Origin of the sequence: Streptomyces sp. B3I8 (genome assembly GCF_030816915.1) — a bacterium.
GTDB lineage: Bacteria > Actinomycetota > Actinomycetes > Streptomycetales > Streptomycetaceae > Streptomyces.
This window is the reverse complement of record NZ_JAUSYN010000002.1, coordinates 7,208,238-7,233,028: the sequence shown is the minus strand read 5'-3', so window position 1 is coordinate 7,233,028 and position 24,791 is coordinate 7,208,238. Positions and strand designations below refer to the sequence as shown.

The following is a 24,791-nucleotide window of genomic DNA, read 5'->3' as shown; positions in this document are numbered from 1 at the left end:
CCTTCCTCGTGCGGAGTTCCGGTCCGGAACTCTCGTTCAGGTCCAGCGGCCGGAGCCGCCGGTGCCGGCCGTGCCGGTGAGCTGCCGCAGCAGGGCGGTGCGGCGGACCTTGCCGGTGTCGGTGCGCGGGACCTGCTCCCAGGTGAGCGCGACGGGGGCGGCCAGCGGCGGCAGACCGCGCGTCGCGGTCCGCCAGCCGTCCGCGTCCAGGCGGCCGTCGGCGGTGACGACGACGGGCAGGGGCGGGCCGTCGGCGCCGGTAAGGACGAGGCACTCCAGTGCCCACGGCAGCCGCTCCTCCAGCACGTCCTCGGCCCGCAGGCAGCTCAGTCCGGACCCGTGGTCGACCTCGCGGTCGAGGAGTTCCACGCTGCCGTCCCGTCGGAGGACGCCGATGTCGCCGGTGTTCCACCAGGCGCCGAGCCGCTTCGCGGACCAGCGGGCCTCCTCGCCGACGTAGCCGAGGGCGCGGGCCCGGGTACGGGCCAGGACGAGACCGGGCCGGCCCCGGGGTACGGGCCGGAAGGTGTCGGGGTCGACCACCCGCAGCCGGGTCCTGACCGGCACCGGCCGGCCGAGGTTGCGGCTGCCGGGGCCGCGGCCCTCGTCGGTGCTCGCCCGGGTGTGGAACCGGAAGGTGAGCGGGCCGGTCTCGGTCTGGCCCCAGCCCTGCATCCACAGCGGGGCCCGGTGCCGGCTGGCGGTGAGGTAGGCCCGGACGGTGGGCGGGTGCACGGCGTCGTAGGTGCTGGCGTAGAGGCGGACGTCGCGGAACGGGTTGTGCAGCCGCTCGGTCAGTGGCCGGAAGCGGACGTAGGTGGCGGGTGTCGCCTCGACGAGGGTGGGCGGGTGGGCGCGCAGCAGTGGGTCGGCGAGGTCGGGGTCCTGCCCGGTGACGATGACGATCTTCGCGGGGGCCAGGCAGAGCGCGCTCCCGGTCCAGCAGAACGTCCGCCCGTGGGCGAAGGAGTTGGCGTTGAGCAGGGTGTCGTCGCGCCGCACACCGATGCGGGGGTAGCGGACGCTCTCGAAGCGGGCCAGTTCGCCGACGAGGGTGCGGGTGGAGTGGGTGACGAGTTTGGGCACGCCGGTGGTGCCGGAGGTGTGGTTGACGATCAGCGGCAGGTCCTCGCCCCTGCGGACGGGCGCCGGCGCGGGGTGGCCGCGTACGTCGTCGGGGCGGAGGGTGCCCGGCAGGTCCGCGTCGATGCCGGCGTCCAGGACGAGGGTGGTGGTGGCCGCGGCGGTCGGGTCGGTGTCCTCGCGGCGGGCGCGTGCGAGGACCTGGGCGGAGGTGACGAGGAGGGCCGGGGTGAGCCGGGTGAGGAGCGTGACCAGTGCCTGCCCGGGCAGGCGGGCGGACAGTTGCGCGGGCACGGCGCCGACGCGGACGGCGGCGCAGGCCAGCAGGTCGTAGTCCCAGTGGTTCTCCTTGACGACGGCAACCCGGTCGCCGGGGCGGACCCCTGCGGCGGTCAGCATGCCCGCCGTCTCCCGTACCAGCGCGGCGAGTTCGGGAACGGTCCAGCGGGTGCCGCGGTCGGGGGCGAGGTCGAAGGGGCGGTCGAGGTGGACGGTGGTGCGGGTGCCCCGGGCGGCGCACTCGTCGAACAGGACGCCCATGTCACGCGGTTTCACGTACCTCGCTCCTCGGTGCGGGGACGGCCGGCCGGGCCGTGCGGACGGTGGTGGGGGCGGGGCGCAGCCGGCTCAGGACGCGGGAGGCGGCGAGTGCTCCGGAGCGGACGGCGGCCTCGCCGGCGGGGCGCAGCATGACCCAGTCGCCGGCGTACTCCACCGGGCGGGCGGGCCTGGCCAGGAAGGCGGCCCGGTGGTGCAGGGCCTCGGGGGTGGCCTCGGGCAGGCCGTGGGTGAAGCGGTGTACGAAGTGGCGACGGGCGGCGTCCCGCAGACCGGGGACGTAGCGGGTGGCCGCCTTGACGAGCAGTTCGGTGGTCTCCCGCTCGGAGGCGCCGCGCAGTGCGGGGATGCGGCGCGGGTCGGCCATGAGGGTGAGAAGTCCCTTGCCGGCGGGTGCCCGGCCGGGGTGTTTGGCGTGGTCGACGAGGATGCCGGAGAGCGTGTCGTCCTCGGCGTCGGGTGTGAGGAGCGCGTACAGGGGGGTGGGTGAGGCGGGGGCGAGGGGCCGGTCGAGGAGACAGCTCACCTTGAGGGTGGGGGTGAAGGTGCACGCGGTGAGGTAGGCGCGTTCGTCCTCGGGCGCGGTGCCGTGCAGTCGTGCGGCCACGGGTGCGGGGACGCAGAGGACGGCCGCGCGGGCGGTGACGGTGCCGCCGGGGACGCGCAGCCGGACCGAGTCGCCCTCGGTGACGACCTCGTGGACGGGGCGGGCGGTGGCGACGTCGAGGCCGTCGGCCAGCCGGCGGGCGAGGAGGTCCATGCCGTCGTGGTAGGTCCGCCAGGTGGAGACGGGTCCCACGGAGCGCATCAGGCCGAGCAGGGGTGCGGCGGCGGAGCGGGCGGTGTCCCACCCGAAGAAGCACCCGGCGACGGGCTGGAGCAGGTAGTCGTGCAGGTCCCGGTGGTAGCGGCGGGCGAACCGGGCGACGGTGCGGTCGCCCGCGGGGGTGTGCTCGGGGTGGTCGCCGTCGAGAGCACGGCGGTGCCGTGCGGTCCAGGCCAGGAAGCGGGCGAGGTCGACGCGGGCGCGCGGGGAGAGCCCGGCGCCGGTCAGGAGCGCGGAGGGGTCGGCGACGCCGGGGTGGGCGCGGCCGTCCCGCCACACGCCGATGGCCCTGCCGATGCGGGGCACCTCCCGAGCGGTGACGCCGAGCCGGGCGAGCAGTTCCCAGGTGGCGCCGTAGCCGTGGGTGGGGATCTGTTCGGCGCCCTCGTCGATGGTGTAGCCGTCGTGCCGGAAGGAGTGCGTGCGGCCGCCCACGTACGGCCGGTCCTCGAAGACGCGCACCTGGAGCCCGGCGCGCCGCAGTTCGTGCGCGGTGGTCAGGCCGGCGACGCCCGCGCCGATCACGGCCACGTCGAGGTCGGGGCTCATGCGGTGGCCTCCGCGCCGGCCAGGAGGTTGGCGGCGATCAGCAGGACGAAGCCGACGCGGTGCGCGCGGAAGCCGATCCGGCGGGCCCGCATGACGTCCCCGGTGCGGAAGCCGACGAGGTACTGGTGGGTCCGCAGGGCGGTCACGGGCAGCATCAGCGGTACGAACCACCAGGGGGCGAGGCCGGTGGCACAGGCGCTCACGCCGAGCAGGAACTCGGCGGCGGACAGCGCCCCGACGAAGAGGGCGTTGCCGCGGGGGGAGGTGAGGGCGGCCACGGTGGGGCGGCCGACGGCGCGGTCGCCGGGGATGTCGTTGGTGTTGGAGTAGACGCCGAACATCAGTGGACCGAAGCCGAACAGCACAGCCTGCACGAGCAGGAACCCGGAGAAGCGGCCGGCGGCGAGCCCGTAGGTGGCCATCACCATGCCGACGCCCAGTCCGCAGATGAAGGCCTCCTGGAAGCCGTGGTAGCTGATCCTCAGGCCGTAGGAGTACTGCAGCGACACCACGAACAGGGCGGCGAGCAGCCCCAGCGTCCACAGGGGCCGGTACGGGGCGGCCAGAGTGGCGCCGGTCCACAGGAGGGCGCCCGCGGCCGCGGTGACCCGGGCGAAGGCGAGCGCCTGAGGAACCGTCAGCTCGCCGGAGACCAGGGGTTTGCGGCGTTTGTTGCGCAGGGGGTCGTCGGGCCCGTAGTTGGCGATGTCGCTGCCGTCGCGGTAGCCGGTGACGTCGTCGAGGGCGACCATCGCCATGATCACGAAGACCGAGCCGCACAGGAACAGGGCCGAGGCCGTGAGCGCCCCGGGGACCGGCCGGCCGGCCGGCGGCACGAGCGCCGACAGCGCCACGGCGACCGCCGGGTAGTAGTCGTAGACGTCGAGCTTGCCCAGCCGGGCGTAGGCGCCAAGCCGGTTCTCGGCCGGCGGGGCCGCGGCCGGGGAGCGCCCGGCCGGTGAACCGTTGACCGGGGAATCGTTGGCCGGGGAATCGTTGGCCGGGGAATCACCATCACGTAAATCCCTGGCCCGGGATTCACCGATTTCAAAATCATTGGCCGGGGAATCACCGATACGGAAATCACTGGTCACAGAATTCACTCCGGGTGCCTGCGGTAACGGGCGGATCGCGCTCACCGGCGCGGGAATCGACATGTGTGGAATTCCGGCCGGAATATCGTCAAGCACTTTATGGCCACGCCGGGGCAGCTTCGCACCGGCGGCGGAGGTGTTCGCCCCAACGAGTGACGGCACCCCTCCTCCGAAGCACCCTCCGACACGGCCCGAAACCCGTCAGACACTTGGACGATCCACCAAGTAACCCGAGTTGAAGAGGGAAGACGCCTGCCGGTCAGGCGTTCCCCTCTCGTGCACTCACACGATCCGTGACCACTCCCCCCTCACTCGTACGGGCTATCCGTCGCCGGTCGAGTTCGGCGTGCGAATACCTGGGTAATTCTGCGTTCGTACGATTCACCCCCCATGCCGGACGACAGCGGCGGAGGAATGGGTGCATCACGAACGAAACGGTCACCGATTTCCTTTCCGCTCCCTGTCCGCCGTCCGGCGAGAAGGAGAGAAATGCCACTCACCGGCACTCAGAGGAAGCGGCTGGAACAGCGCTTCGACCTCTACGACACCAATGAGGACGGTCGCATCGACCGCGCGGATCTCGAACGCGAGGCCCAGCGCATCGTGCGGGCCTTCGGGGAGCACGAGAGCTCGCCCCGGGCCCAGGCACTGCTGCACGCGTACCCGCAGATGTTCGACTACCTCGTGGCGCGGGCCGACCTCGCCGCGGGGTCGGCCATGACGAAGGAGCAGTTCGTCGACATCGCCGCGCGGGAGATGCTCCAGCACGGGGCGGCCGGTTTCGGCAAGGTGCTGCGTCCCAGCATCCGCGCCATGGTCGACCTGTGCGACACCGACGGCGACGGGGAGGTCAGCCCCGACGAGTTCGGCACGTGGCTCGAGGCCATCAGCGGCGACATCGACGCGGTGCGGGCCTTCGAGGAGATCGACGCCAACGGCGACGGCCGGCTGAGCGTGGACGAGCTGGTGACGGCGGTCGGCCACTACCACGAGGGCAAGCAGGACGCTCCCCTCCTCGGCGTCTGACCGGCGCCACGGAGCCTGCGAGCCGGGCCTCTCCTGATCCCGCCGCACGCCTGGAGGGCCGCCGACTGCTGTGGGCCCGGGGCTGTCTGGTGGTCCTGGCGCTCGGTGAAGGACTGCCGGGCGCGTGGGCGCTGCTGCTGCCGCACCGCTTCTACGACGCCTTCCCGCTCCCGGGCCACCCCTGGGTGGCACTGTTCCCGCCCTACAACGAGCATCTGGTGCGCGACTTCGGCGGCGCCGTGCTCGCGCTGGCGGTGGTGCTCGGCCTGGCCGCCTGCGTTCCGCAGCCCTGGCTGGTGCGGGGCGCCGCCGTCGGACTGCTCGCCTTCTCCGCTCCCCATCTCGTCTACCACGGCGCGCACTTCGGCCGCTCGTCCGCGGCCGAGGTGCCGACCCAGGCCGTCTCGCTCGCGCTGCCCCTCGTTCTCGCGGGGATCGCGCTGGCGACGACGGCCCCGAAAACCCCAGTGACGCCAAAAACTCCGGTACCTCCGAAAGAAAGAGGACTCACCATGCCCCCCACCGTCCAGGAAGAGCGACTCCAGCGGCGCTTCGAGCTGTGGGACCGCGACGGCGACGGCAGGATCGACCGCGGCGACTGGGAGCACGAGGCCCGCCGCATCCTCGCGTCGTTCGACGAGTCGCCGACGTCGGACAAGGGCCAGGCCCTCCTCGATGCCTACCTCGGGATGTGGAACTACCTCGCCGGCCACGCCGAGCTCGGCCCGAACGGATCCCTTGACCGGCAGGCGTTCCAGGACCTGGCCGACCGCCAGATCCTCGCCCGGGGACAGTCGGGCTTCGACGAGGTGGTGCGGCCCACCATCACCTCCATCCTCGACCTGTGCGACAAGGACGGCGACGGGCACGTCAGTCCCAGGGAGTTCAGGCTCTGGATCAGGGCCACCGGCGCCGACGAGTCCACCGCCGACACGGCGTTCCGGGCCATCGACGCCAACGACGACGGGCAGCTCAGCGTCGAGGAACTGGTGCAGGCCGTGCACAAGTACCACGCGGGCGAGCTCGACGTCGCCCTGCTCTGACGGCCGCACCGGCCGCGCGGTCCCGGTCCCTTCCCCGGCGGCGGCTCACCCGCCGGGGAAGGGGCCGCCCCCTGCCGCGGCCCGCGCCACGCCCGTACGGACGGACCCGCCGCCGACCGGACCCGCAGGCCACGTCGGTCGGCCGAGTCCGTCGACCGGCCCCGCCCGCCGAGTCGGGTCGACCGAACCCGCCGCCGATCCCGAGGACCCATGGATCACACCTCAGCCGGCCCCGCGACCGGTCCGGCACCGGACCGCGCCCGTCCGGTGCCGTTCTTCACCCAGGCCGCCTCGTTCGAGGACGCCTGGTCCGACATCCGTGCCCGTGTCACCGAGGTGATCGACGACGGCAAGTACTCGCACGGGCGGCAGGTCGGCAGATGGGAGACGGCGCTGGCCGAGTGGACCGGGGCCCGCCACTGCGTGGCCGTCAACAGCGGCACCGACGCCCTGGTCCTGCTGCTGCGCGCCTGCGGGCTGGGCCAGGGTGACGAGGTGGTCGTGCCCGCGTTCAGCTTCGTCGCCACCGCCTCGTCCGTCGTGCTGGCGGGGGGCCGGCCGGTCTTCGCCGACATCGACCCGGTGACGTACACACTCGACCCCGACTCGGCGTCGGACGCCGTCACCGGGCGCACCACGATGCTCATGCCGGTGCACCTGTTCTGCCAGTTGGCCGACATGGGCGCGCTGGCCCGGGTGGCCGAGCGGCACGGGCTGACGCTCGTCGAGGACAGCGCGGAGGCGATCGGCATGCGCTGGAACGGCGTCCACGCGGGGCTGCTGGGAGCGGGTGGCGTGCTCTCCTTCTTCCCCACCAAGACGCTCGGGGCTCTGGGGGACGCGGGCGCCGTCCTCACCGACGACCCGCGGGTCGCGGCGACCGTGTCGGCCCTGCGCCACCACGGCCGTACCGCCCGTACGCTCGCCCACTTCCCGGGCATCTCCAGCGCCACCGAACTCAACGGCGTCAACAGCAAGATGGACGACCTCCAGGCCGCCGTGCTGCTCGGGAAGCTGCCCCGGCTCGCGCGGGCCGTGCGCCACCGGGCCGCGCTCGCGGCGGCGTACACCGAGCGGTTGCGCGACGTGCCCGGTCTGCTGCGCCTGCCGACCCTCGCCGCGCGCGAGGCGGCCACCGACGCGGTGTTCTACGTCTACCTGGTGGAGGCCGAGCGGCGGGACGCGCTCGCGGCCTTCCTCGCCGACCACGGCGTGGGCACCGAGACGTACTATCCGGTGCCGCTCCACCTCCAGCCGTGCTTCGCCGGACTCGGTTACCGGAACGGGCAGTTCCCGCATGCCGAGGCCGCCTGCGAGCGAACGCTCGCGCTGCCGTTCCACCCGGACCTGACGACCGCCGACCTCGACACGGTGTGCGCGCTGGTCCGCCGTTTCTTCACCGGGAGGCCCGTATGACGTCGCACACGGCGGGCGGGGCGGCCGTCCCGTTCTTCGCGCCCGACCTGTTCGAGGAGGACCGCGAGGTGCTGCTCGACCTCGTACGGCGCACGGGGACGGTCGCCGGGCAGCGGTTCATCCTCGGCGCGCTGACCGCCGAACTGGAGGGGGCACTGCGGGCGACGGTGGACGGGGCCGAGGTGGTGACCTGCTCCAGCGGCACCTCGGGGCTCACACTGATCCTGACGGCGATGGGGGTGGGGCCCGGCGACGAGGTGGTCGTTCCCGCGTACGGCTGTGCCCCGCTCGGCAACACCGTCGCCAACCTGGGGGCCACGCCCGTCTTCGCGGACATCGACCCGGTGACGATGGTCGTGGACCCGGCGGAGGTGGAGCGGGCGATCTCCCCGCGCACGAGGGCGGTGATGCCGGCGCACATGTTCTCGGTGATGGCGGACATGCCCAGGATGCGGGAGATCGCGCGGCGGCACGGGGTGCGGCTGGTGGAGGACTCGGCGGTCGCGCAGGGCGGGGTGCTCGACGGGCGGCCCGCGGGGACCTGGGGCGAGGCGGGGGTGTTCTCCTTCGTCCAGGTGAAGACCTTCGGGACCGCGGGCGAGGGCGGCGCGGTGGTCACGCACGACGCCGAACTCGCGTGCGCGGTACGGGCGTTGCGCAGCCACGGGCAGGAGGGCCCGCGGTTCGTGCACCAGCGGGTGGGGTTCAACAGCCGGTTCGACGAGCTGCAGGCGGCGTTCCAGCTGCACCGGCTGCCCGGGCTGCCCGCACGGCTGGAGCGCCGGGCCCGCATCGCCGACTACTACACCGAGCGGTTCGCGCCGCTCGCGGAGCGGGGTGTCGTGCCCCCGCCGCCGGGGCGCGACGGCCGCTGCTACTACGTGTACTCGGTGCTGGCCGAGGAGCGGGACGCCCTCAAGGAGCATCTGGCGGCGCACGGGGTGGCCAGTCACGTCTACTACCCGCTGCCCCTCCCCCACCAGCCGGCCTTCGCCCGCTTCGTGCCGCCCGGCCGGGCGTGGCCGCACGCGCGGGCGGCCGGCCGCCGCCAACTCGCCCTGCCCATCAATCCGCATCTCACGGACGCGCAGGTCGAGCACGTCGCCGACGCGGTGTGCGCCTTCGCGGTGGAACGGCGGGCGGCATGACGCACGTCGGAGCCCTGCCGCCCGGGGGGTCACAGCAGATGGGTGGTGCCGTCGCGCAGCCGGCCGCGGGTGTCGAGCAGCAGGGGCGCCCAGTCGGGGAGCCGCTCCACGGGCAGCACGCCGTGGTCCTGGAGCAGGATCGTCAGGTCGGCCCCGGCCGCCGCCTCCCGCAGCCGCGCGGCGCGGGGCACCGGTTCGCCGTCGACGGCCCAGGCCCCGGCGAGCGGGTCGTGGTAGCGCACCTGCGCGCCGGCCCGGCGCAACAGCCGGGTCAGGGGGGTGGCCGGGGTGCAGCGCAGGTCGCGGCTGTCCCGCTTGTATGTCACGCCCACCAGCAGCAGCCGCGCGCCGTCCAGCGCCTTGCCGGCGCCGGACAGCAGGTCACCGGCCCGGTGGACGACGTGTGCGGGCATCGCGGCGTTGACCTGCTGGGCCAGTTCGACCAGGCGCAGCGGACTGCCGGCGGCGCGGGCCCAGTGGGCGAGGTAGGCGGGGTCGACGGGGATGCAGTGGCCGCCGACGCCGGGACCGGGGCGGAACCGCTGGTAGCCGAAGGGTTTGCTGGCGGCGCAGTCGAGGGCGTCCCACACGTCGACGCCCAACGCGCGTCCGACGACGGCGAGTTCGTTGACGAGGGCGATGTTGACGCTCCGGTAGACGTTCTCCAGGAGCTTGGCGAGTTCCGCCTCGCGTGCGGAGCCGGCCTCGACGACCCGGTCGCACAGCCTCCGGAAGAAGACGGCCGCGGCGGCCGTGCAGCGCGCGGTGCAGCCGCCGACGATTCGGGGGGTGTTGCGGATGCCGTAGTGGTCGTTGCCCGGGTCGATGCGCTCCGGGGAGAAGGCCAGCGAGAAGTCCGTCCCGGCGGTGAGGCCGGAGACACCCTCCAGGAGGGTGCGCACGACGCCGTCGGTCGTGCCCGGGTAGGAGGTGGACTCCAGGACCACGAGGGTGCCCGGTTTCAGATGGGCGCCGACCGCGGCGGCGGCCCGGCGCACGTGGGACAGGTCCGGTTCGCCGGCGTCGTCCAGCGGGGTCGGTACGCAGATGACGACGATGCCGGCCTCGGCCAGTAAGCCCGGGTCCGCCGTGGCGGTGAATCCGGCGGTGCGCATGTGCGCGAGATCGGTGTCCGGCACGTCCGGCACATGGGACCGGCCGGATTCGAGTGCGGCGACGACGGCGGAATTCTCGTCGAGACCGAGGACGCGCATTCCCGCCGCGCACGCCTCGCGCGCCAGTGGAAGTCCTGTGTACCCCAACCCGATGACAACGACAGTTTCCACCGCGACTCCCCTTGTACTCGTTCCGGACCGGAAGGTCTCTCCGACCACCGTAGGCAGGTCAGGACGGCACGACACCGGGCTGGAAAACATGTCACCCGGAATGATGAAAAGAGTACGGAGTGAGGTCATATCGTCTTTCTCGCGCGTGGCCGAATAGAACGCGAAGAGGGTGCGAAGAGGACGAGATGACGACGGAAAAGGACGGCCGCGCGGAGGGTGGACAAAGCAGCGGCACATTCTCCGATCTGTTCGAAGGACCGGCGAGAAAACCGGTCGCGTGTCCGGCCTCGGGCCGGCCGAAAGGGGTGGCACCGTCATGCTGCGCACATTGCTCCTCGGGCTCGGACGTGCCGGGGCGGGACTTCATCTGCCGGTGCTGGCCCGCGCGCGGGCCACGCACCCGGAACTGTTCGCCGGGCGCCCCGTGGTGGGCGTCGATCCGGGCCCTCGCCCGCTGCCCGGTGGCGGCCCGCCCGGGGCCGGCGGGGACCGTCTGGTGGTCGCCGACTCGCTGCAGCGCGCCCGCCGCTGCCTCGACCCGGCCGTCACCGTCGTCCACCTGTGCACCCCGCCGGCCGTGCGGGGCGCGCTGCTCGAGGAGGCGGCGCACCTCGGCTACCGGCGGTTCGTGGTGGAGAAGCCCCTGGCCGCCGACCGTGCGGCGCTGCGCCGGGTGCGGGACGTCGTGGACCGCCACGCCCTGCGCGTCGAGGTGGTCTCCCCCTGGCTGCACAGCGCGCTCACCGACCGGCTCGCGGCGCTCCTGGCCGACGCCGGGCAGGTCCGCTCGGTGGCCGTGACGCAGGACAAGGCGCGCTTCCGCCGCTCGCTGACCGGTGGCAGTCACCGGCACGCCTTCGAGGTGGAGGTCCCGCACGCGCTGGGCGTCCTGCTGAGGCTCCTGGGCGACGGCGAGGTGTGCGCGGCCTCCTGGACGGATCTGCGCCTGGGCGAGCGGGTCGTTCCGCACATGGGCGGCGCGCGGCTGGCCCTGCGCCACCGCGGCGGTGCCCGCGGGCTGGTCGACTGCGACCTCACCTCGCCGGTGCGCCGGCGCCGCATCACCGTGGACACGGCGGACGGGGTGCGCCTCGTCGGTCACTATCCCGTCGCGCAGGACGACGACGTGGCCCGCCTCGACGTGTGGCGCGACGGGCGCCGGGCGCGGGAACTGTTCGAGGACGACGCGCTGCGGCGGTGCCTGGTCGCCGCCTACCGCCGCTTCGCGGGGGACGACCCGCCCGGCACGGCCGACGGCCTCTGGGTGCACGCGCGCACCGTCGAACTCCTCGACGACGCCCGGCACCTGGCGGCGGGCGGCACGCTCCCCCGTCTTCCCCGGTCCGGGGTCCGGGCCGCGTCCGGCTCCCTGGAGGCCCGCCGTGCCTGCTGAGCAACGCCCGGCGCTGCCCCCCGCCCCTCGTCGTCCGGTCACCGCCCCCGCCCTCCGCCGTCCGGTCGCCGGACGCGCCACGCACGTTCCGTCCGGCCCGCCGCCCGGCATCCGCTACGCCGGCATCGGCGACGAGGCCGCCCCCGGCCTCGCCGGGCAGCTCACCGCCCTGCGCGAACTGGGCTGGTCCGCAATGGAGTTGCGCAGCGTCGACGGCCGGTCCGTCGCCGATCTCGACGACCGCGCGTTCGGGCGGCTGGCCGAACGGCTCGCCGCCGCCGGCACGGAGGTGGTCTGCGTCGACTCGCGGATCGCCGACCACCACCGGCCCGTCACCGGGCCGTTCGCGCGCGACACCGACGAGCTGGGTGTGCTCGCCCGGCGCTGCGCGGTTCTCGGCACCCGGTACGTGCGGGTCATGTCGTACCCCAACGACGGCCTGGGCGAGGCGGAGTGGGGCCGCAGGGTCCGGCAGCGCATGACCGTGCTGGCCCGGCGGGCCGAGGACTCCGGGCTCGTCCTGCTGCACGAGAACTGCGCCGGCTGGGCGGGCACACGCGCCGAGCGGATGCTGGACCTGCTGCACCATGTCGACAGCCCGGCGCTGCGGCTGCTGTTCGACACCGGCAACGGCGTGCCCCACGGCTACGGCTCGGCCGCCCTGCTCCGGGCGGTGGCCGACTTCGTCGAGCACGTCCACGTCAAGGACGCCGTGCGCGCCCGCACCGGCGAGGTGGCCTACGTGCTGCCGGGCCACGGCCACGCCGAGGTCCGCGAGTGCCTCACCACGCTGCTGCGGCGCGGCCGGCGCGGCACCTGGTCCATCGAGCCGCACACCAGGCTGCGCCCGCACGACGGCACCGACACGCGTGGCGACGACGGCGTGGCGGCCTTCGTCGCCCACGGGCGGGAGCTGGAGCGCCTGGTGGCCCGGGAGGTCCTGCCGGCCGTGACCCCCGCCCCGCACGGGGGCCGGCATGACTGACACCGGCCGCCCACCGAGAGCCCGGCTCACCGGCGAGGACCACGCCCTGCTGCTGCGCCTCCTCGGCATCCCCACCGCCGGCCCGCTGGAGACCGGCGACACCGGGGCCGTACGGCTGTGGGAGGCCGGGCGCGCGTACGCGGCGGCGGCGCGGCGGTTCGGCATGTCGGTGGTCCGGCACGCCGCGCCGCCCGGGAGCGTCACACTGCGGGACGACGTCCCCGTGCCGGTCCGGGAGGCCGCCGGGGACCCCGCCTTCCTCGTCTGCCAGCCGAGTCTCGTCCTGCGTCTCGGGCCGCCCCGGCTGCCGCGCGGGGCGACCGTCATGTTCAACGTCCACCTCGACACGGTGGCCGGCTGGTGGCCGCCCTCGTTCGACGGCGCGCGGTTCCGCGGGCGCGGGGCGATCGACGCCAAGGGCCCGGCGGTCGCCCTGCTGGCCGGCATCCGGGCGGCGCGCGCGGCGGAGCCGGCGGTGGGCGACCGGGTCGGTGTGCTCGTCCAGGCGGTGGCGGGCGAGGAGGGCGGCGCGATGGGCACGTTCGGCACCCGGCCGCTGGTCGAGCAGGGCTTCGTCGGAGCGCTCAACGTGTTCTGCGAGCCCACCGGACACCGGTATCTGCCCCGGTCGACGGCCGCCATGACCGCCTGCGTCCGGGTGCGCGGCCAGGACGCGGTCGACGACCGCCCCGAGGCGGGTCACAACGCCACCGTCCTGCTGGGGTTCCTCGGCCACCATGTGGCGACGGTGCTGCCGGGCCGGGTGCCCGGCACGCGCGTCTGCGTGGCGGGGCTGCACACCGGGGAGCGGCACAACAAGGTGTACGGCAGCGGGCGGTTGCTGCTCAACCTCGCCTACGCCGACCGGGAGTGCGGGCGGGCTGCGGAGGCCGCGCTGCGCGAGACGCTCCGCGAGGGACTGGCCGCCTTCCGCGCCGGGGCACTGGGGCGTCCCGGCCTGGCCAGGACGGCCGACGACGCCGACGCCATCACCTCGCTGCAGTGGCTCAAACGCGGGCTGCCCGCGCTGGGCGGCCCCACCGGGGACCACGCCTGGGCAGAGCGGCTGCTGGAGGCGTGCGGGCTGTCCCGGTGGCCCGCCGACGAGCCGGCATTCACGTGCGACGCCCTGTGGATGAGCGGTGTGCCCGACACGTACACCGCCGTGTTCGGGCCCGGTGGCCTGGACACCAACCGGGCGCACGCGGAGGGCGAGTACGCCGACCTCGGCGAACTGGACCGGTACGCCGACGAAGTGGCCCGCCTCCTGGTCGCGTTCGCCCGCGGCACCCCTGCGTCCCGGCCGCCGCGCCCGTCCGCCGTGCCCGAGGTCCGAACGGTGGCTGTTCCCACCGACGACCCCCGTCCGGGGGCCCGTTGAGACGACCCCACCCGCACACCCGTCGAGACGCCTTCCCCTCCGCACACCCGTCCAGACGCCCCCGTCCGCTCGCCCGTCGAAAGGCAGGACACCGTGACCGCACACCCGTCCGCGACCACCACCGCCGCCCCGGGGCCGCGCCCGCACCGGGCGCCGCCCGCGCCGGGGTTCTCCCGCGGTGGTGACGTCCGCGTCCCCTACGAGGGCCTGCGGGACTTCGTCACCGGGGTGTTCCGCACCCGGGAGCTGCCCGCGGACCGGGCCCGCGGGGCAGCCGAGGCACTGTGCCACGGCGACCTCACCGGCTTCACCACGCACGGCGTGGGCAACCTCGCCCGGCTCTACCTGCCCCTGCTGGACAGCGGCCGCTGCGATCCGCGCGCCGAGCCCGAACTCCTCGCCGACAGCGGCGCGGCCGTACTGCTCGACGCCCGGCGCGGGCTGGGTCTGTGGACGGCGACGGAGGCCATGGAGCTGGCGGTCGGGCGCGCCCGGCTGCACGGCGTCGGCCTGGTCTCGGTGCGCGGGGGCACCCACTTCGGGTGCGCGGGTCACCACGCGCTGCGCGCCGTGGACCACGGCATGATCGGCCTGGCCGCGTCCAACTGCGGACGGCAGCGTCTCGCCCCGCCGCTCGGCGGCGCCCTCCCGATGCTGGGCACCAACCCGCTGGCGCTGGCGGCCCCCGGGGGCGCGCATCCGCCGTTCGTGCTGGACATGAGTACGACCGTCGTGCCGACCGGCCGGATCCGGGCCGCCGCCCGCGCGGGCGAGCGCGTACCGGACGGCTGGCTGGAGGACGCCGACGGCGCCCCGGTCGGCGACCCGGCGGCCTACGACCGCGGCGAGGCCCGGCTGCGCTGGCTCGGCGGCTCCCCGGAGACGGGAGGGCACAAGGGGTACGGGCTGGGGCTGCTGGTGGAGGTGCTCTCCGCGCTGCTGCCCGGCGCCGGTCTCGGTCCGCAGCGCGACGCCTCGACCCGCCCCGGCAGCCCTCGGCCCGACGACGACGTCGGCCATCTGCTGCTGGCCGTGGCACCCGGCCGGCTGCGTCCCGAGGAGGACTTCCTGGACGCGGCCACCGGGCTGTTCGGCGCGCTCCTCGACTGCCCGCCGGCGCGGGCGGACGAACCGGTCACGTATCCCGGCCGGCGGGAGTGGCGGCGCTCCCGGGACCGGATCGCGCACGGGGTGCCGCTCGGCGCCGCGCCGCACCGTGAACTCCTCGCGTTGGCGGAGCGGTCGGGGGTCGCCTTCCCCGCACCCGTGGCCGACGGGACCGGAGGCGCGGCATGACGGCACCGCGGTACGGGCACGGGGCGGGCACGTCACGGCCGCGGAGCGCTCAGGGGTTCGGGGCGGTTGTGCCGCGGACCGCTGACGGGTCGGGGACGGACGTGCCGCGTCCCGCCCTCCGGGTCGGGATGGTCGGCCTCGGAATGATCTCCCGCTTCTACCTCGCCGCGCTCGAACGTTCCCCGGACACCGAGCTCGTCGCCGTGTGCGACCGTGATCCCGCCGCCTTCGCGGGCCTGCCCGCGCACCTCGACCGCCACACCGACCACCGCCTGCTGCTGCGGGAGTCGGACGTGGACGCCGTCGTCGTCGACGTGCCCAACGACGCGCACTTCCCGGTCTGCCGGGACGTGCTCGCGGCCGGGCGCGCGGTGTGCGTGGAGAAGCCCCTGGCGACCCGGGTGACGGACGCGCGGGCCCTGGTCCGGCACGCGCGGGAGTGCGGGCTGCCCCTGTTCACCTCCTTCCACCGGCGCTACAACGATCCCGTCCGCGCCCTGCTGCGCCGGCTGCCGGAGGGGGTGCCGGTGGACGCGCTGACCGTGCGCTACAAGGAGACGATCGAGGAGCACGCGGGGCGCGACCGCTGGTACCTGGACCCCGTCCGCTGCGGAGGCGGCTGCCTCGCGGACAACGGGCCCAACGCGCTCGATCTCGTGCGCCTCTTCCTCGGCGGGGACCTGCGCGTGGAGCGTGTGGCGCTGGACCGTGCCGCGCACGGTGTCGACCGTGCCGCACGGATCCTGCTCCGGGCTCCCGCGACGGGCGCGCGGGCGCGGGTCGAGCTCGACTGGTCCTACCCCGGGGAGCGAAAGACGATCGAGGTACGGCTGGCCGACGGCCGGGTCGACGCCGCCGACATGCTCGCCGGGCACACCGGGTTCAAGGGGTCCCTGTGGCACGAGTACGACGGCGTGCTGCGGGACTTCGTCCAAAGGGTGCGGGCGGAGGAACGTCCCGGGTCCGGTACCAGGTCCGTGACCGGCTCCGGTCTCATGACCGGCTCCGGGTCCGGTCCCGGACCCGCGCCGGACGGGCTGGCCGTCGCCGAACTGGTCGCCGCCTGTTACGCCATGGCGGACGGCGACCGGGACCGAGAGGAGACACACGCGTGAACCCCGCGGAGGACGGCGCCAAGCGCGTCGTACGCGGCCCGCTGGTGAAGGTCCTCACCCACCGCCTGGACCGGCGCGGCATGTCACTGGCGCCGTACGCCAGCCGTTGTGTGCGGCGCGGGGAGGTGCACGAACTGGTCACCACCGACCACACGGACACCTCGGCCGGGGCCCGTGTGGACCGGGTGGGCTTCCTGGGTTTCGTCGAACTGGCCTGCGCCGGTGTGCTGGACCGCGGTGACACGGTCCTGGCCGGGGGGCTGCCGATCGGCACGGTGCTCGGCTTCGACGCCTGCCACTTCCCCAACCACTACAACATCCTGATCCGCGCCCCCCGGCCGGTGACGGGCCTCGAACTGTCGCTGTCGCCGGAGACGGAGATCCGGTTCGAGTGCGCCTTGCTGCGGACACGCGCGGCGGGGCCGGACGGGCTCAACGCGCTCCTCGGCTGAGGCCGGTGTCGACGAGGGCGGCGAAGGAGCGGTCGCCGCCGTAGTCGAGTTCGTGGCGTTCGAGCACACGGGAGCCGGGCAGCAGGTCGAGGAAGTGGCTCAGGGGCCGCAGCCGCGAGAACCGCCCGACCGGGACGACCGCGTGCTCGTACTCGATCAGCAGAAGCTGCCGGGTGGCGAGCGACAACGTGCGGAAGAGGGCGGCCAGTTCGCCGTCGTCGAGGAGGTGCATGAGCACCCATACGCACACCGTCACATCGGCCGGGCGGCCCACCATGCGGTCGACGTCCTCCAGGGTCAGGTCCTGGGCGCGCAGCCGGTGCAGGGTCACGTTGCCGAGGCCGGTGCAGGCCGCGCGGGCCGATTCCAGCATGCCCGGGGTCATGTCGAGCGCCGCGACCCGTCCGGCCGCGGCCGCGAGCGTGGGGGTGAGCCGGCCGATGCCGCAGCCGATCTCGACGACCGAGCCGACGCCGTCGGGCAGCTCCTGGCCGGCACGCTTGAGCAGACGGGCGAGGGTCCGCCGGGTCTCGTCGGTGACCGTCTCCCCGAGCTCGGGCGGCTGTTGGGCGCGCATCACCCGGGCGAGTCCTTCCCGCCGGGACCGCGCGTGCCATTCCTGGGCGATTTCTTCGGGAGTGGGGGGCGTGGTGTACGTCATGTGGGGATCAACGACGTTCGTCCGGAAAAGGAACCGGGACGAACCCCGGCCCGGACCGAGCCGTCGCCGCGGAACGGTCCACCGGCAACGTCCTTGACGTGCACACCTCTTGACCGATGATTGGTTCAGTCCAATAGTGGGACGTGCGTTCACTCCCCTTGAGAGCGCTCTCACACGGCACTCTCCACTCTTCACCCCACACTCCCCCAGGAGCCCGTCGTGCTCTCCCGTCGTGCCCTTCTGACCGCCGCGGTGGCCACCGCCGCCGCGCTCCCCCTCGCGAGCGCCGGCACCGCCAGTGCCGCCGCTTCCCTTCCCCTCGTCCTCGCCAACAACTCCGGCAGTTCGGCGCAGGTGTACGCCTACGTCAGCGGCGCCGACACCTCCGGCTGGCCCGGGTTCGTCACCGCCGACGGCACCTTCCACCGGCTGCCGGACGTCTCCGCCGTACAGACCCCCGCGGCCGACTACTCCATCGCGCTCGGCGGCTCGGGCTCCTCGCCCGTCCGGCTGACGCTGCGCGACTACGTGATCGGCGGCCGGGTCTGGTTCTCCGTCGGGAAGAAGATCCAGTTCTTCATCAACCCGGCGAGCCTCAACGGCGGGAAGCCCGGCCTCGTCCAGCCCGGCTTCACCAGCAACGACCCCAACTGGACCACCAACTGGGGCTTCGCCGAGTTCACCTACAACTCGGCCAACCTGTACGCCAACATCAGCTACGTGGACATGGTCGCCCTGCCGATCTCCATGTCCACCACCGGCGCCGCGGGCAACCAGTCGGTGCCGGCGCTGCCCTCCACCGCGCTGGCCAACATCGCCTCGGGACTGCGGACGCAGCACTCGGCGGACGGGGCGCCGTGGGACCGGCTGGTCGCCACCGACTCCTCCGGCGCGGTGCTGCGCGTCCTGGCGCCCTCGCACGCGCCGGCGGACTTCGGCTCGTACTGGAACCCGTACCTGGACCGTGTGTGGGACCACTTCCGCAACAACACCCTCACGATCGACGGCCAGGGCTCGATCGGGGCGTACTCGGGGCGGGTCAGCGGTGACGTCCTGACCTTCTCGGGGCTCAACACCAACGGGGTGCCGTTCACCAAGCCCTCGGCCAACGACATCTTCGGCTGTGCGAGCGGTCCGCTGTACAACTCCGGCTCGGACGCGCGCGGCGCCGTCGCGGCCCGGCTCGCCGCCGCCCTCAACCGCTCCGACCTGCTCGTGTCCGGGGGCGCCAACCAGCCGAGCGGGGTGCGGCCCGACCAGTACTACACGGAGTCGATCACCAACCACTACGCCCGGCTGGTGCACAAGTTCTCGTCCATCGGCTACGCCTTCCCCTACGACGACGTCGGCCCCACCGGCAGCGCCCCGGTCGACGGGCACCTCCAGGACCCGGCGCCCACCTCATGGACCCTCACCCTCGGGGCCGGCTCCGGGGGCTCGGGCGGCGGTGACAACGGCGGGGGCGGCGGCACCAGCGCGTACGCCACCGTGCAGGCGGAGAGCTACAGTTCCCAGAGCGGCTCCCAGACGGAGGCCTGCTCGGACAGCGGGGGCGGCCAGGACGTGGGGTACCTCGCGGCCGGTGACTGGCTGAAGTACTCCTCGCTGGACTTCGGCGGCTCCTCCCCCACGCAGTTCGTGGCACGGGTCGCCTCGGGGGTCGGCGCCGGGGTGAGCGGCGCGATCCGGGTCCGGGTGGACAGTGCGACCGGGCCTCAGATCGCGGAGATCGACCTCGGTGACACCGGCGGCTGGCAGAGCTGGCGCACGATACCGGCGAACATCACCCGCTCGGTGACCGGCGTGCACGACGTCTACCTCACCTTCGCGGACAGCAGCACGGAGTTCGTCAACGTCAACTGGTTCACGTTCACCCGATGACGGTGGACTGAACGCATGCGACGGCGGCCGGCCGGTTCCCTCGCGCACGTGAGGTGTGCGGGGAACCGGCCGGCCGCCGTGTGCGTACCGTGCCGCCGGTCAGGCGGGCAGCGTCCACTTCTGGGCGGCGCTGTTGTTGCACTCGTAGAGCTGGAGCTGAGTGCCCTCGGTGGTGGCGGAGTTCGGCACGTCGAGGCAGCGTCCGGCGCTGGCGTTGATCAATTGGCCGGAGGACGTCGCGCGCCACTGCTGGGCGTTGCTCCCGTTGCAGGTGTACAGCTGCACCTTGGTGCCGTTGGTGGTACCGCTGCCCGCGGCGTCCAGGCAACCACCCTTGACGCGCAGCGTGCCGTCGGGGGCCACCGTCACGCTCTGGGCGTCGCTGCCGTTGCAGCCGTAGAGCTGGATCGGCGTGCCGTCGGCCGTGGCACCCGACTTGTCGTCCAGGCAGAGGTTCTGGCCGACGCCCGCGGTGACGGCTCCGGTGCGGGCGTGCGGCGCGGCGGGCAGGTTCCACTTCTCGGCTGCACTGCCGTCGCAGTCGCGGATCCGCAGGTGGGTCCCGTCGGTGGTGGTGGAGTCCGGATCGTCCAGGCAGCGACCGGAGTTGGCGTTGACCAGCGTGCCGCCGGACCCGGTGGACCAGGCCTGTGCCCCGGTCCCGTTGCAGGTCCACAGGCGGACCGCGGTGCCGTTGGCGGTGCCGCTGTCGGCCACGTCCAGGCACTTGCCGAGCGCGCGCAGGGTGCCGTCGCCGGCGACCGTCCAGTCCTGGGCGTAGCTGCTGTTGCAGCCGTAGAGCTGCACGGCGGTGCCGTCCGCGGTGCCCGAGTGGTCGACGTCGACGCACTTGCCGGAGTCCACACCGGAGGTGAGGGCTCCCGCCCTCGGGCTCGGCGGGGCGACCACGGAGCCGTGGTAGGAGGGCGGCGCCGCGTTCGCCGTGTTCGCCCAGGAGGTGTTGGCGGTGGTGCCGAGGCGGTAGGTGAGGGTGCCCCCGTCACCGAGGGCGTTCGTGGGTGCGTAGGCGTTGTTCCAGGCCGAGCCGTTGAAGGTCGCGGACTGCACGTAGGGGGCGTTGCCGGCGGCACCGTCGCCGTTGATCGTCAGGGTGTGGCCCGAGGGCAGGGTGAGGACGGCCTGGGGGAACAGCGGGGAGCCGAGGGCCAGGTCGTCGGTGCCGGGGGTCATCGGGAACATGCCGAGCGCCGACCAGACGTACCAGGCGCTCATGGCGCCGAGGTCGTCGTTGCCGTCGGCGAGGCCGGCGGGGCTGTTGGACCAGATCTGGTCCTGGATGGACCGTACGGTGCCCTGTGTCTTGTAGGGCTGGCCGATGTAGTCGTACTCCCACGGCAGTTCGATGCTGGGCTCGTTGCCGACCCAGGCGTAGCCGTTCGCGCCGGTGTAGCTGCGCAGCACGGTGTCGAGGTAGTGGCTCATCACGGTGTTGCCGCCCTTCGCGGCGGCCAGTCCGGCCACGTCGAAGGGGACCATGCCGGTGTAGATCCAGGAGTCGGCCTCGACCATGTCGGTGCCGCTGGTGGGGTCGAACCCGGCGGTCCAGGTGCCGTCGGCGTTGCGCGGCTGCACGAATCCGGAGGCCGGGTCGAGCGTGCCGCGCCAGTCCTGGGCACGGTCGGCGTACGTGCGCTGGTTCGCGGTGTCGCCGAGCGCGCCGGCGAATGCGGAGAGCGCGAAGTCGGCGGTGTCGTACTCCAGGGTGGTGGCCACCGGGCCGTAGAAGTTGCAGCAGCCGTAACTGCCGTCGTGCGGCATGTAACCCGGGGTGTTGAGGTAGTTCAGGCCCGGCCGGTCGTTGTTGGCGGTGCTCGCCTGCTTGACCAGGCCCTGCAGCGCGGCCGAGGTGTCGAAGTCTCGGGCGCCGAAGGCGTGGTAGTCGGCGATGATGGCGGCCGCCGGGTCGCCGACCATGACGTAGGACTCGCCGTTGTTCTCCGACCACTTGGGGAAGATCCCTGTCTGCCGGTAGTCGTCGACCATCGACTGCGCGGTGTCCGAGGCGACCTGGGGACTCACCAGCGCCTCCAGCTGCGCCTGGGAGCGGTAGATGTCCCAGCCGGAGTAGTTGGCGTAGACGGCGTCGTGACCGGCGTCGACGGTGTGCGTCTTGCCGTCGAAGCCGTAGTACTGCCCGTTCGTGTCGCTGAGGACGTTCGGGTGCAGCAGGGAGTGGTAGAGCGCGGTGTAGAAGAGGGTCTGCTGGTCGGTGGTGCCGCCGGAGACACCGATCTTCCCGAGCGCGTCGTTCCACGCCGTGTGGGCGGCGTTGCGCGTGGCGTCGAAGTCCCAACCCGGCGCCTCGGCGGTGCGGTTGGCGACCGCGTTCGCGACCGAGACGTAGGAGACGCCCACCTTGGCCCGCACGGTCTGGCCGCCGGTGGTGTCGAAGGTGACGCGGGAGTTGGCGCCGGAGGTGCTCTGTGCGGTGAACGGCCGGTCGAAGACCATGTCGAAGTAGACGGTGTAGGTGTTGCCCGCGCCGCAGAACCTCCCGCTGGTCACCTGCCCGCTGACCTCGGTGTTCGACACCGCGGTGAACTTGGTGTTCGAGCCGCCGTTCTGGCTGCTCCCGAGCTTGAGGAGCAGGTTGGCCTGCGTGGTGGACGGGAAGGTGAAGCGGGCCATGCCGCTGCGGGTGGTGGCGGTGAGTTCGGTGGTCACCTTGTTGTCGAGGGCGACCTTGTACGAGCCGGCCGTCGCGGACTCGGCGGAGTGCGCGAAGGAGTCCTTGGCCCCGTAGTCGACGCCGCCCACGGTGGGCAGCACGGGTATGTCGCCCGCGGCGCCGCAGCCGGGTCCGGCGATGTGGGTGAGGCTGAAGCCGGTGATCGACGAGTCCTTGTACTCGTAGCCGCCGCCGGGCGGCCGCGAGGGGGTGTCCGGGCTCCACTGGACCATGCCGAACGGGACGTCGGCGCCGGGGAAGTCGTTGGCGTCGTTGGACGTCCCGATGAACGGGTTGACCAGGCTCGCGGGGTCGGTGACGGGCGCCGCCGCCTTCGCCGCCGGGTGGGCGGAGAGCGCCGAGGCCTGGGCGGGCACCGCGAACGTGGCGACCAGGGCCATGCCCGCGCCCGCCCCGGTCAGGGCGACGAGCCGCCGCCATCGGGGTGGACGCCGACGCGGTGCGGCACGCCCGGCACCGGTCAGGACCAAGAGGGATCTCATGAACCGCCTCCTACGGGGAATGGGGGGTGACCATGCGGGCGGTCGGGCCGGGCGCCTTGGCTCCACTCGTCTCTGACAACGTTGTCGTCGGGGCGCTCGACGGGGCGGCGGGCACGGGTGGGCGGGGATGCGGAGGTGAATACGGGGGCATGGACCGGGCTTCAGGGGCGCACGGGGTGCGGACCCGCGACCGCGGACGGATGCCGGGGAGGAGCCGAGGGGGGTGCCGGGGAGGAGCGCTCTGCCACGCTAGAGATTGATCATGGGCATGTCAATGCTGCGGGCGAAGACGGCGCGCGGGAGCAGTAGGCGGTCCGCCGGGTAGCGTGGAACACGGGGCGGGCGGACCGGAACGGCGGCGCCCGCGGTACCGGGCGCCGCACGAGGAGGTACCCATGACACGCACGAGGGCGGTCCGCGTCCGCCGGGTCTACGAGGAGCCCGGACAGGGAGACGGCGCCCGCGTCCTGGTCGACCGGATCTGGCCACGGGGCGTGCGCAAGGACGGGGCCCGGCTGGACGAGTGGTGCAAGCAGGTCGCCCCGTCGACGGAACTGCGCAAGTGGTACGGGCACGACCCGGACCGCTTCGAGGAGTTCGGCCGGCGCTACCGGGAGGAACTGACGGATCCCGAGCGGGCGGACGCGTTGGCACACCTGCGCGACCTGGCCGCGGACCGGCCCCTGACACTGCTGACGGCGACCAAGGACCCCGCGATCAGCGCGGCCCGGGTGCTCGCGGAACTGCTGCGGGGGTGAGTGCGGGCCCCCGGGCGGGGGCCCCGGGCCGGGGCGCGGGGCGCGGGGGCCGAGGGCCGCGCCCGTCGGCGCGGCCCTCGGTGGCGGGCGATGGTGTCTCAGCGGGACAGGGAGACGGCGATCGGCCGGAGTCCCTTGTGGCGCAGCACCTGGGTCACCAGGAGCATGACGACCTCGGTGGCGCGGGCGGTGGAGATGTCGCCGATGTCCTCGATCCGGTCGGACTTCCAGCCCAGGTCGCCCAGGAGCCGGGCCACGGCGTCCTTGGCGTCCTGGTCGTCGCCGGAGAGGTAGACGGTGGGCGGGGTGGTCAGGGACTCGGGCGCGGTCATGACCACGAAGAGCATGGTGTTGAGGGTCTTGACGACGCGGGTGGCGGGCAGTGCCCGCTGGAGCCGTTCGCCGAGGCTGCCCTCCTGGTACACCAGGTCGCCGGGGAGCCCGTCCGGGCCGTGGTGGGTGGCGTTGGCGACGTCGACGAGGATCTTGCCGGCGAGTTCGTCCGCCATCGCGCCCAGGCGTTCGACGGCGGTGTCGCCGGGTGTGGCGTTGATGACGAGGCCCGCCGCGGCGGCCGCGGCGCGCTGGTCGGTGAACCGGACCTGGGCGCCGAGGTCCCGCGCCTGGTCGGGGAGCGGGCCGGCGGGGTCGCGGCGGCCCACGACGACGTCGTGACCGGCGAGGGCGAGCCCGCGGGCCAGGTTGAGGCCGACGCGTCCGGCGCCGAGGATGCCGATGGTGGTGGAGCTCATGCGAGTACGTCCTTGTCGTTCGTGGGCGGGTGGTGCCGGGTCACTTGACGGGGGCGAGGGCCTCGGAGACGGCCCGGTGGACGCCCGGGGCGGCGGCCAGGAAGTCGCGGTGGCCGGGCGTCCAGGGCTCGCCGCGGAGGTCGGTCACGAGGCCGCCGGCCTCGGTGACGAGCAGGGCCCCGGACACGAGACCGGACCGCACCTCGGAGTACTGCCAGAAGGCCTCCATGCGGCCGGCCGCGACATTGACGAGCTGGAGGGTGGCCGGGACCGAGACCCTGACCACCAGACCGGCCGTCAGCAGGGCACTGACCGATTCCCCGATCCGGCGGTAGGTCTCCTGGTCCTCGTCGGGCTGGGCCTGCGAGGTGGCGACGAGCCCCGCGTCGAGGCCGGTCTTGGCGGAGACGCGCAGGGTCTCGCCGTTGCGTGCGGCGCCGTGGCCGGCGATCGCGGTGTAGGTGTCGCCGGTGAGCGGGAGGTGAACGACCGTCAGGACCGGCCGGTTGTCCCGCATGAGGGTGGCGGTGACGGCCCATTCGGGCATGCCGTGGACGTGGTTGATGTTGCCCTCGGCCGGGTCGACGATCCACCACTCGCCGTCCGGCAGCGTGCCGGTGGCGAGCTCGTCGTCGACCCACTGCGAGCCGGGCCGGGCGTCGAGGAGACGGCGCTCCAGGTCGGGCAGGACCGCGTTGTCGTTGGCCTGGAGCTCCTCGAAGATCTCCGTCAGGTTCCGGGCGCGTGCGTGGGTGGTGTAGCGGTCGCGCAGGACGGCACCGGCGGCCTCGACCGCGGTGCGCACCCTCCCCAGCAGCACCTCGTCGATGCCGGCGGCCTCGATCTCGGACCTGGTCATGGATTCGTTCGTGGACTTGCTCGTGGATTCGTTCGTG

20 protein-coding genes are annotated in these 24,791 nt (G+C 73.6%); 12 read left to right on the top strand and 8 right to left on the bottom strand.

Translation table 11 applies throughout. The annotated features are described in order from the left end of the window. Positions 1-36: 36 nt before the first annotated feature. Genes QFZ64_RS33925 through QFZ64_RS33915 form a run of 3 tightly spaced genes read right to left on the bottom strand, consistent with a single transcriptional unit; the run spans position 37 to position 4,110 of the window. Positions 37-1,623 (bottom strand): AMP-binding protein, encoded by a 1,587-nt coding sequence (locus QFZ64_RS33925; RefSeq protein ID WP_373430788.1) that lies wholly within the window; start codon positions 1,621-1,623, stop codon positions 37-39. A gap of 1 nt (position 1,624) precedes the next feature. Next, positions 1,625-3,016, bottom strand: coding sequence for an NAD(P)/FAD-dependent oxidoreductase (locus tag QFZ64_RS33920; protein ID WP_307071314.1), 1,392 nt, complete (start codon positions 3,014-3,016; stop codon positions 1,625-1,627). Beyond that, positions 3,013-4,110 (bottom strand): UbiA family prenyltransferase, encoded by a 1,098-nt coding sequence (locus QFZ64_RS33915; RefSeq protein ID WP_307071313.1) that lies wholly within the window; start codon positions 4,108-4,110, stop codon positions 3,013-3,015. The genes QFZ64_RS33920 and QFZ64_RS33915 overlap by 4 nt, the downstream gene beginning before the upstream one ends. 489 nt (positions 4,111-4,599) lie before the next feature. Here QFZ64_RS33915 and QFZ64_RS33910 point away from each other — a divergent pair, with 489 nt between their 5' ends. The 4 genes from QFZ64_RS33910 (at position 4,600) to QFZ64_RS33895 (ending at position 8,743) form a co-directional block, all read left to right on the top strand. Next, positions 4,600-5,136: an EF-hand domain-containing protein gene (locus tag QFZ64_RS33910; protein ID WP_307071312.1), complete on the top strand. Its 537-nt coding sequence runs from the start codon at positions 4,600-4,602 to the stop codon at positions 5,134-5,136. A gap of 89 nt (positions 5,137-5,225) precedes the next feature. Further along, a complete protein-coding gene (locus tag QFZ64_RS33905; protein ID WP_307071311.1) occupies positions 5,226-6,179 on the top strand; it encodes an EF-hand domain-containing protein in 954 nt (317 codons plus the stop codon). A 210-nt stretch (positions 6,180-6,389) separates the two neighbouring features. Beyond that, the gene (locus QFZ64_RS33900) at positions 6,390-7,595 is read left to right on the top strand and encodes a DegT/DnrJ/EryC1/StrS aminotransferase family protein (protein WP_307071310.1); all 1,206 of its coding nucleotides are present in this window, start codon (positions 6,390-6,392) and stop codon (positions 7,593-7,595) included. After that, positions 7,592-8,743, top strand: coding sequence for a DegT/DnrJ/EryC1/StrS aminotransferase family protein (locus QFZ64_RS33895; RefSeq protein WP_307071309.1), 1,152 nt, complete (start codon positions 7,592-7,594; stop codon positions 8,741-8,743). The genes QFZ64_RS33900 and QFZ64_RS33895 overlap by 4 nt, the downstream gene beginning before the upstream one ends. 29 nt (positions 8,744-8,772) lie before the next feature. On the opposite strand, the gene QFZ64_RS33890 is transcribed toward QFZ64_RS33895, so the two are convergent. Continuing rightward, the gene (locus tag QFZ64_RS33890) at positions 8,773-10,029 is read right to left on the bottom strand and encodes a nucleotide sugar dehydrogenase (RefSeq protein ID WP_307071308.1); all 1,257 of its coding nucleotides are present in this window, start codon (positions 10,027-10,029) and stop codon (positions 8,773-8,775) included. 316 nt (positions 10,030-10,345) lie between these two features. Between QFZ64_RS33890 and QFZ64_RS33885 the strand changes: the two genes are divergently transcribed. From QFZ64_RS33885 to QFZ64_RS33860, 6 genes are all read left to right on the top strand, one after another. Continuing rightward, on the top strand, positions 10,346-11,422 hold the full coding sequence (locus QFZ64_RS33885; protein WP_307071307.1) for a hypothetical protein: 1,077 nt from the start codon (positions 10,346-10,348) through the stop codon (positions 11,420-11,422). After that, positions 11,412-12,407 (top strand): sugar phosphate isomerase/epimerase, encoded by a 996-nt coding sequence (locus QFZ64_RS33880; protein ID WP_307071306.1) that lies wholly within the window; start codon positions 11,412-11,414, stop codon positions 12,405-12,407. The genes QFZ64_RS33885 and QFZ64_RS33880 overlap by 11 nt, the downstream gene beginning before the upstream one ends. Beyond that, positions 12,400-13,788 carry a M20/M25/M40 family metallo-hydrolase gene (locus QFZ64_RS33875; protein ID WP_307071305.1) on the top strand — a complete coding sequence of 463 codons (1,389 nt, stop codon included), beginning with the start codon at positions 12,400-12,402 and terminating at the stop codon, positions 13,786-13,788. The genes QFZ64_RS33880 and QFZ64_RS33875 overlap by 8 nt, the downstream gene beginning before the upstream one ends. A 93-nt stretch (positions 13,789-13,881) precedes the next feature. Beyond that, positions 13,882-15,084: an Ldh family oxidoreductase gene (locus QFZ64_RS33870; protein ID WP_307071304.1), complete on the top strand. Its 1,203-nt coding sequence runs from the start codon at positions 13,882-13,884 to the stop codon at positions 15,082-15,084. A gap of 128 nt (positions 15,085-15,212) precedes the next feature. After that, on the top strand, positions 15,213-16,199 hold the full coding sequence (locus QFZ64_RS33865; protein ID WP_373430787.1) for a Gfo/Idh/MocA family protein: 987 nt from the start codon (positions 15,213-15,215) through the stop codon (positions 16,197-16,199). Next, a complete protein-coding gene (locus tag QFZ64_RS33860; protein WP_307071302.1) occupies positions 16,196-16,651 on the top strand; it encodes a hypothetical protein in 456 nt (151 codons plus the stop codon). Before QFZ64_RS33865 ends, QFZ64_RS33860 begins: the two co-directional genes overlap by 4 nt. Here the strand turns inward: QFZ64_RS33860 and QFZ64_RS33855 are convergent. Continuing rightward, positions 16,632-17,312: a methyltransferase domain-containing protein gene (locus tag QFZ64_RS33855; RefSeq protein WP_307071301.1), complete on the bottom strand. Its 681-nt coding sequence runs from the start codon at positions 17,310-17,312 to the stop codon at positions 16,632-16,634. The two genes, QFZ64_RS33860 and QFZ64_RS33855, sit on opposite strands and share 20 nt — an antisense overlap. Before the next feature lie 219 nt (positions 17,313-17,531). Between QFZ64_RS33855 and QFZ64_RS33850 the strand changes: the two genes are divergently transcribed. After that, positions 17,532-19,193 (top strand): beta-1,3-glucanase family protein, encoded by a 1,662-nt coding sequence (locus QFZ64_RS33850; RefSeq protein WP_307071300.1) that lies wholly within the window; start codon positions 17,532-17,534, stop codon positions 19,191-19,193. A gap of 99 nt (positions 19,194-19,292) precedes the next feature. Here QFZ64_RS33850 and QFZ64_RS33845 read toward each other — a convergent pair whose 3' ends face one another. Then, positions 19,293-22,385 (bottom strand): lectin, encoded by a 3,093-nt coding sequence (locus tag QFZ64_RS33845; RefSeq protein WP_307071299.1) that lies wholly within the window; start codon positions 22,383-22,385, stop codon positions 19,293-19,295. A 395-nt stretch (positions 22,386-22,780) separates the two neighbouring features. On the opposite strand from QFZ64_RS33845, the gene QFZ64_RS33840 reads away from it, so the two are divergent. Continuing rightward, the gene (locus QFZ64_RS33840; protein ID WP_307071298.1) at positions 22,781-23,143 is read left to right on the top strand and encodes a DUF488 domain-containing protein; all 363 of its coding nucleotides are present in this window, start codon (positions 22,781-22,783) and stop codon (positions 23,141-23,143) included. Positions 23,144-23,241: 98 nt separating this feature from the next. Here the strand turns inward: QFZ64_RS33840 and QFZ64_RS33835 are convergent, their stop codons facing one another. Together QFZ64_RS33835 and QFZ64_RS33830 are read right to left on the bottom strand one after the other, a co-directional pair. Further along, the gene (locus tag QFZ64_RS33835; RefSeq protein ID WP_307071297.1) at positions 23,242-23,895 is read right to left on the bottom strand and encodes an NADPH-dependent F420 reductase; all 654 of its coding nucleotides are present in this window, start codon (positions 23,893-23,895) and stop codon (positions 23,242-23,244) included. 40 nt (positions 23,896-23,935) lie between these two features. Beyond that, positions 23,936-24,754 carry an inositol monophosphatase gene (locus QFZ64_RS33830; protein WP_373430786.1) on the bottom strand — a complete coding sequence of 273 codons (819 nt, stop codon included), beginning with the start codon at positions 24,752-24,754 and terminating at the stop codon, positions 23,936-23,938. Positions 24,755-24,791 lie beyond the last annotated feature (37 nt).

Coding starts and splice junctions, on each gene's coding strand:
- QFZ64_RS33925 (WP_373430788.1), bottom strand. CDS start 1,623: ATGGGCGTCCTGTTCGACGAGTGCGCCGCCCGGGGCACCCGCACCACC.
- QFZ64_RS33920 (WP_307071314.1), bottom strand. CDS start 3,016: ATGAGCCCCGACCTCGACGTGGCCGTGATCGGCGCGGGCGTCGCCGGC.
- QFZ64_RS33910 (WP_307071312.1), top strand. CDS start 4,600: ATGCCACTCACCGGCACTCAGAGGAAGCGGCTGGAACAGCGCTTCGAC.
- QFZ64_RS33900 (WP_307071310.1), top strand. CDS start 6,390: ATGGATCACACCTCAGCCGGCCCCGCGACCGGTCCGGCACCGGACCGC.
- QFZ64_RS33895 (WP_307071309.1), top strand. CDS start 7,592: ATGACGTCGCACACGGCGGGCGGGGCGGCCGTCCCGTTCTTCGCGCCC.
- QFZ64_RS33885 (WP_307071307.1), top strand. CDS start 10,346: ATGCTGCGCACATTGCTCCTCGGGCTCGGACGTGCCGGGGCGGGACTT.
- QFZ64_RS33875 (WP_307071305.1), top strand. CDS start 12,400: ATGACTGACACCGGCCGCCCACCGAGAGCCCGGCTCACCGGCGAGGAC.
- QFZ64_RS33865 (WP_373430787.1), top strand. CDS start 15,213: ATGGTCGGCCTCGGAATGATCTCCCGCTTCTACCTCGCCGCGCTCGAA.
- QFZ64_RS33855 (WP_307071301.1), bottom strand. CDS start 17,312: ATGACGTACACCACGCCCCCCACTCCCGAAGAAATCGCCCAGGAATGG.
- QFZ64_RS33845 (WP_307071299.1), bottom strand. CDS start 22,385: ATGAGATCCCTCTTGGTCCTGACCGGTGCCGGGCGTGCCGCACCGCGT.
- QFZ64_RS33840 (WP_307071298.1), top strand. CDS start 22,781: ATGACACGCACGAGGGCGGTCCGCGTCCGCCGGGTCTACGAGGAGCCC.
- QFZ64_RS33835 (WP_307071297.1), bottom strand. CDS start 23,895: ATGAGCTCCACCACCATCGGCATCCTCGGCGCCGGACGCGTCGGCCTC.
- QFZ64_RS33830 (WP_373430786.1), bottom strand. CDS start 24,754: ATGACCAGGTCCGAGATCGAGGCCGCCGGCATCGACGAGGTGCTGCTG.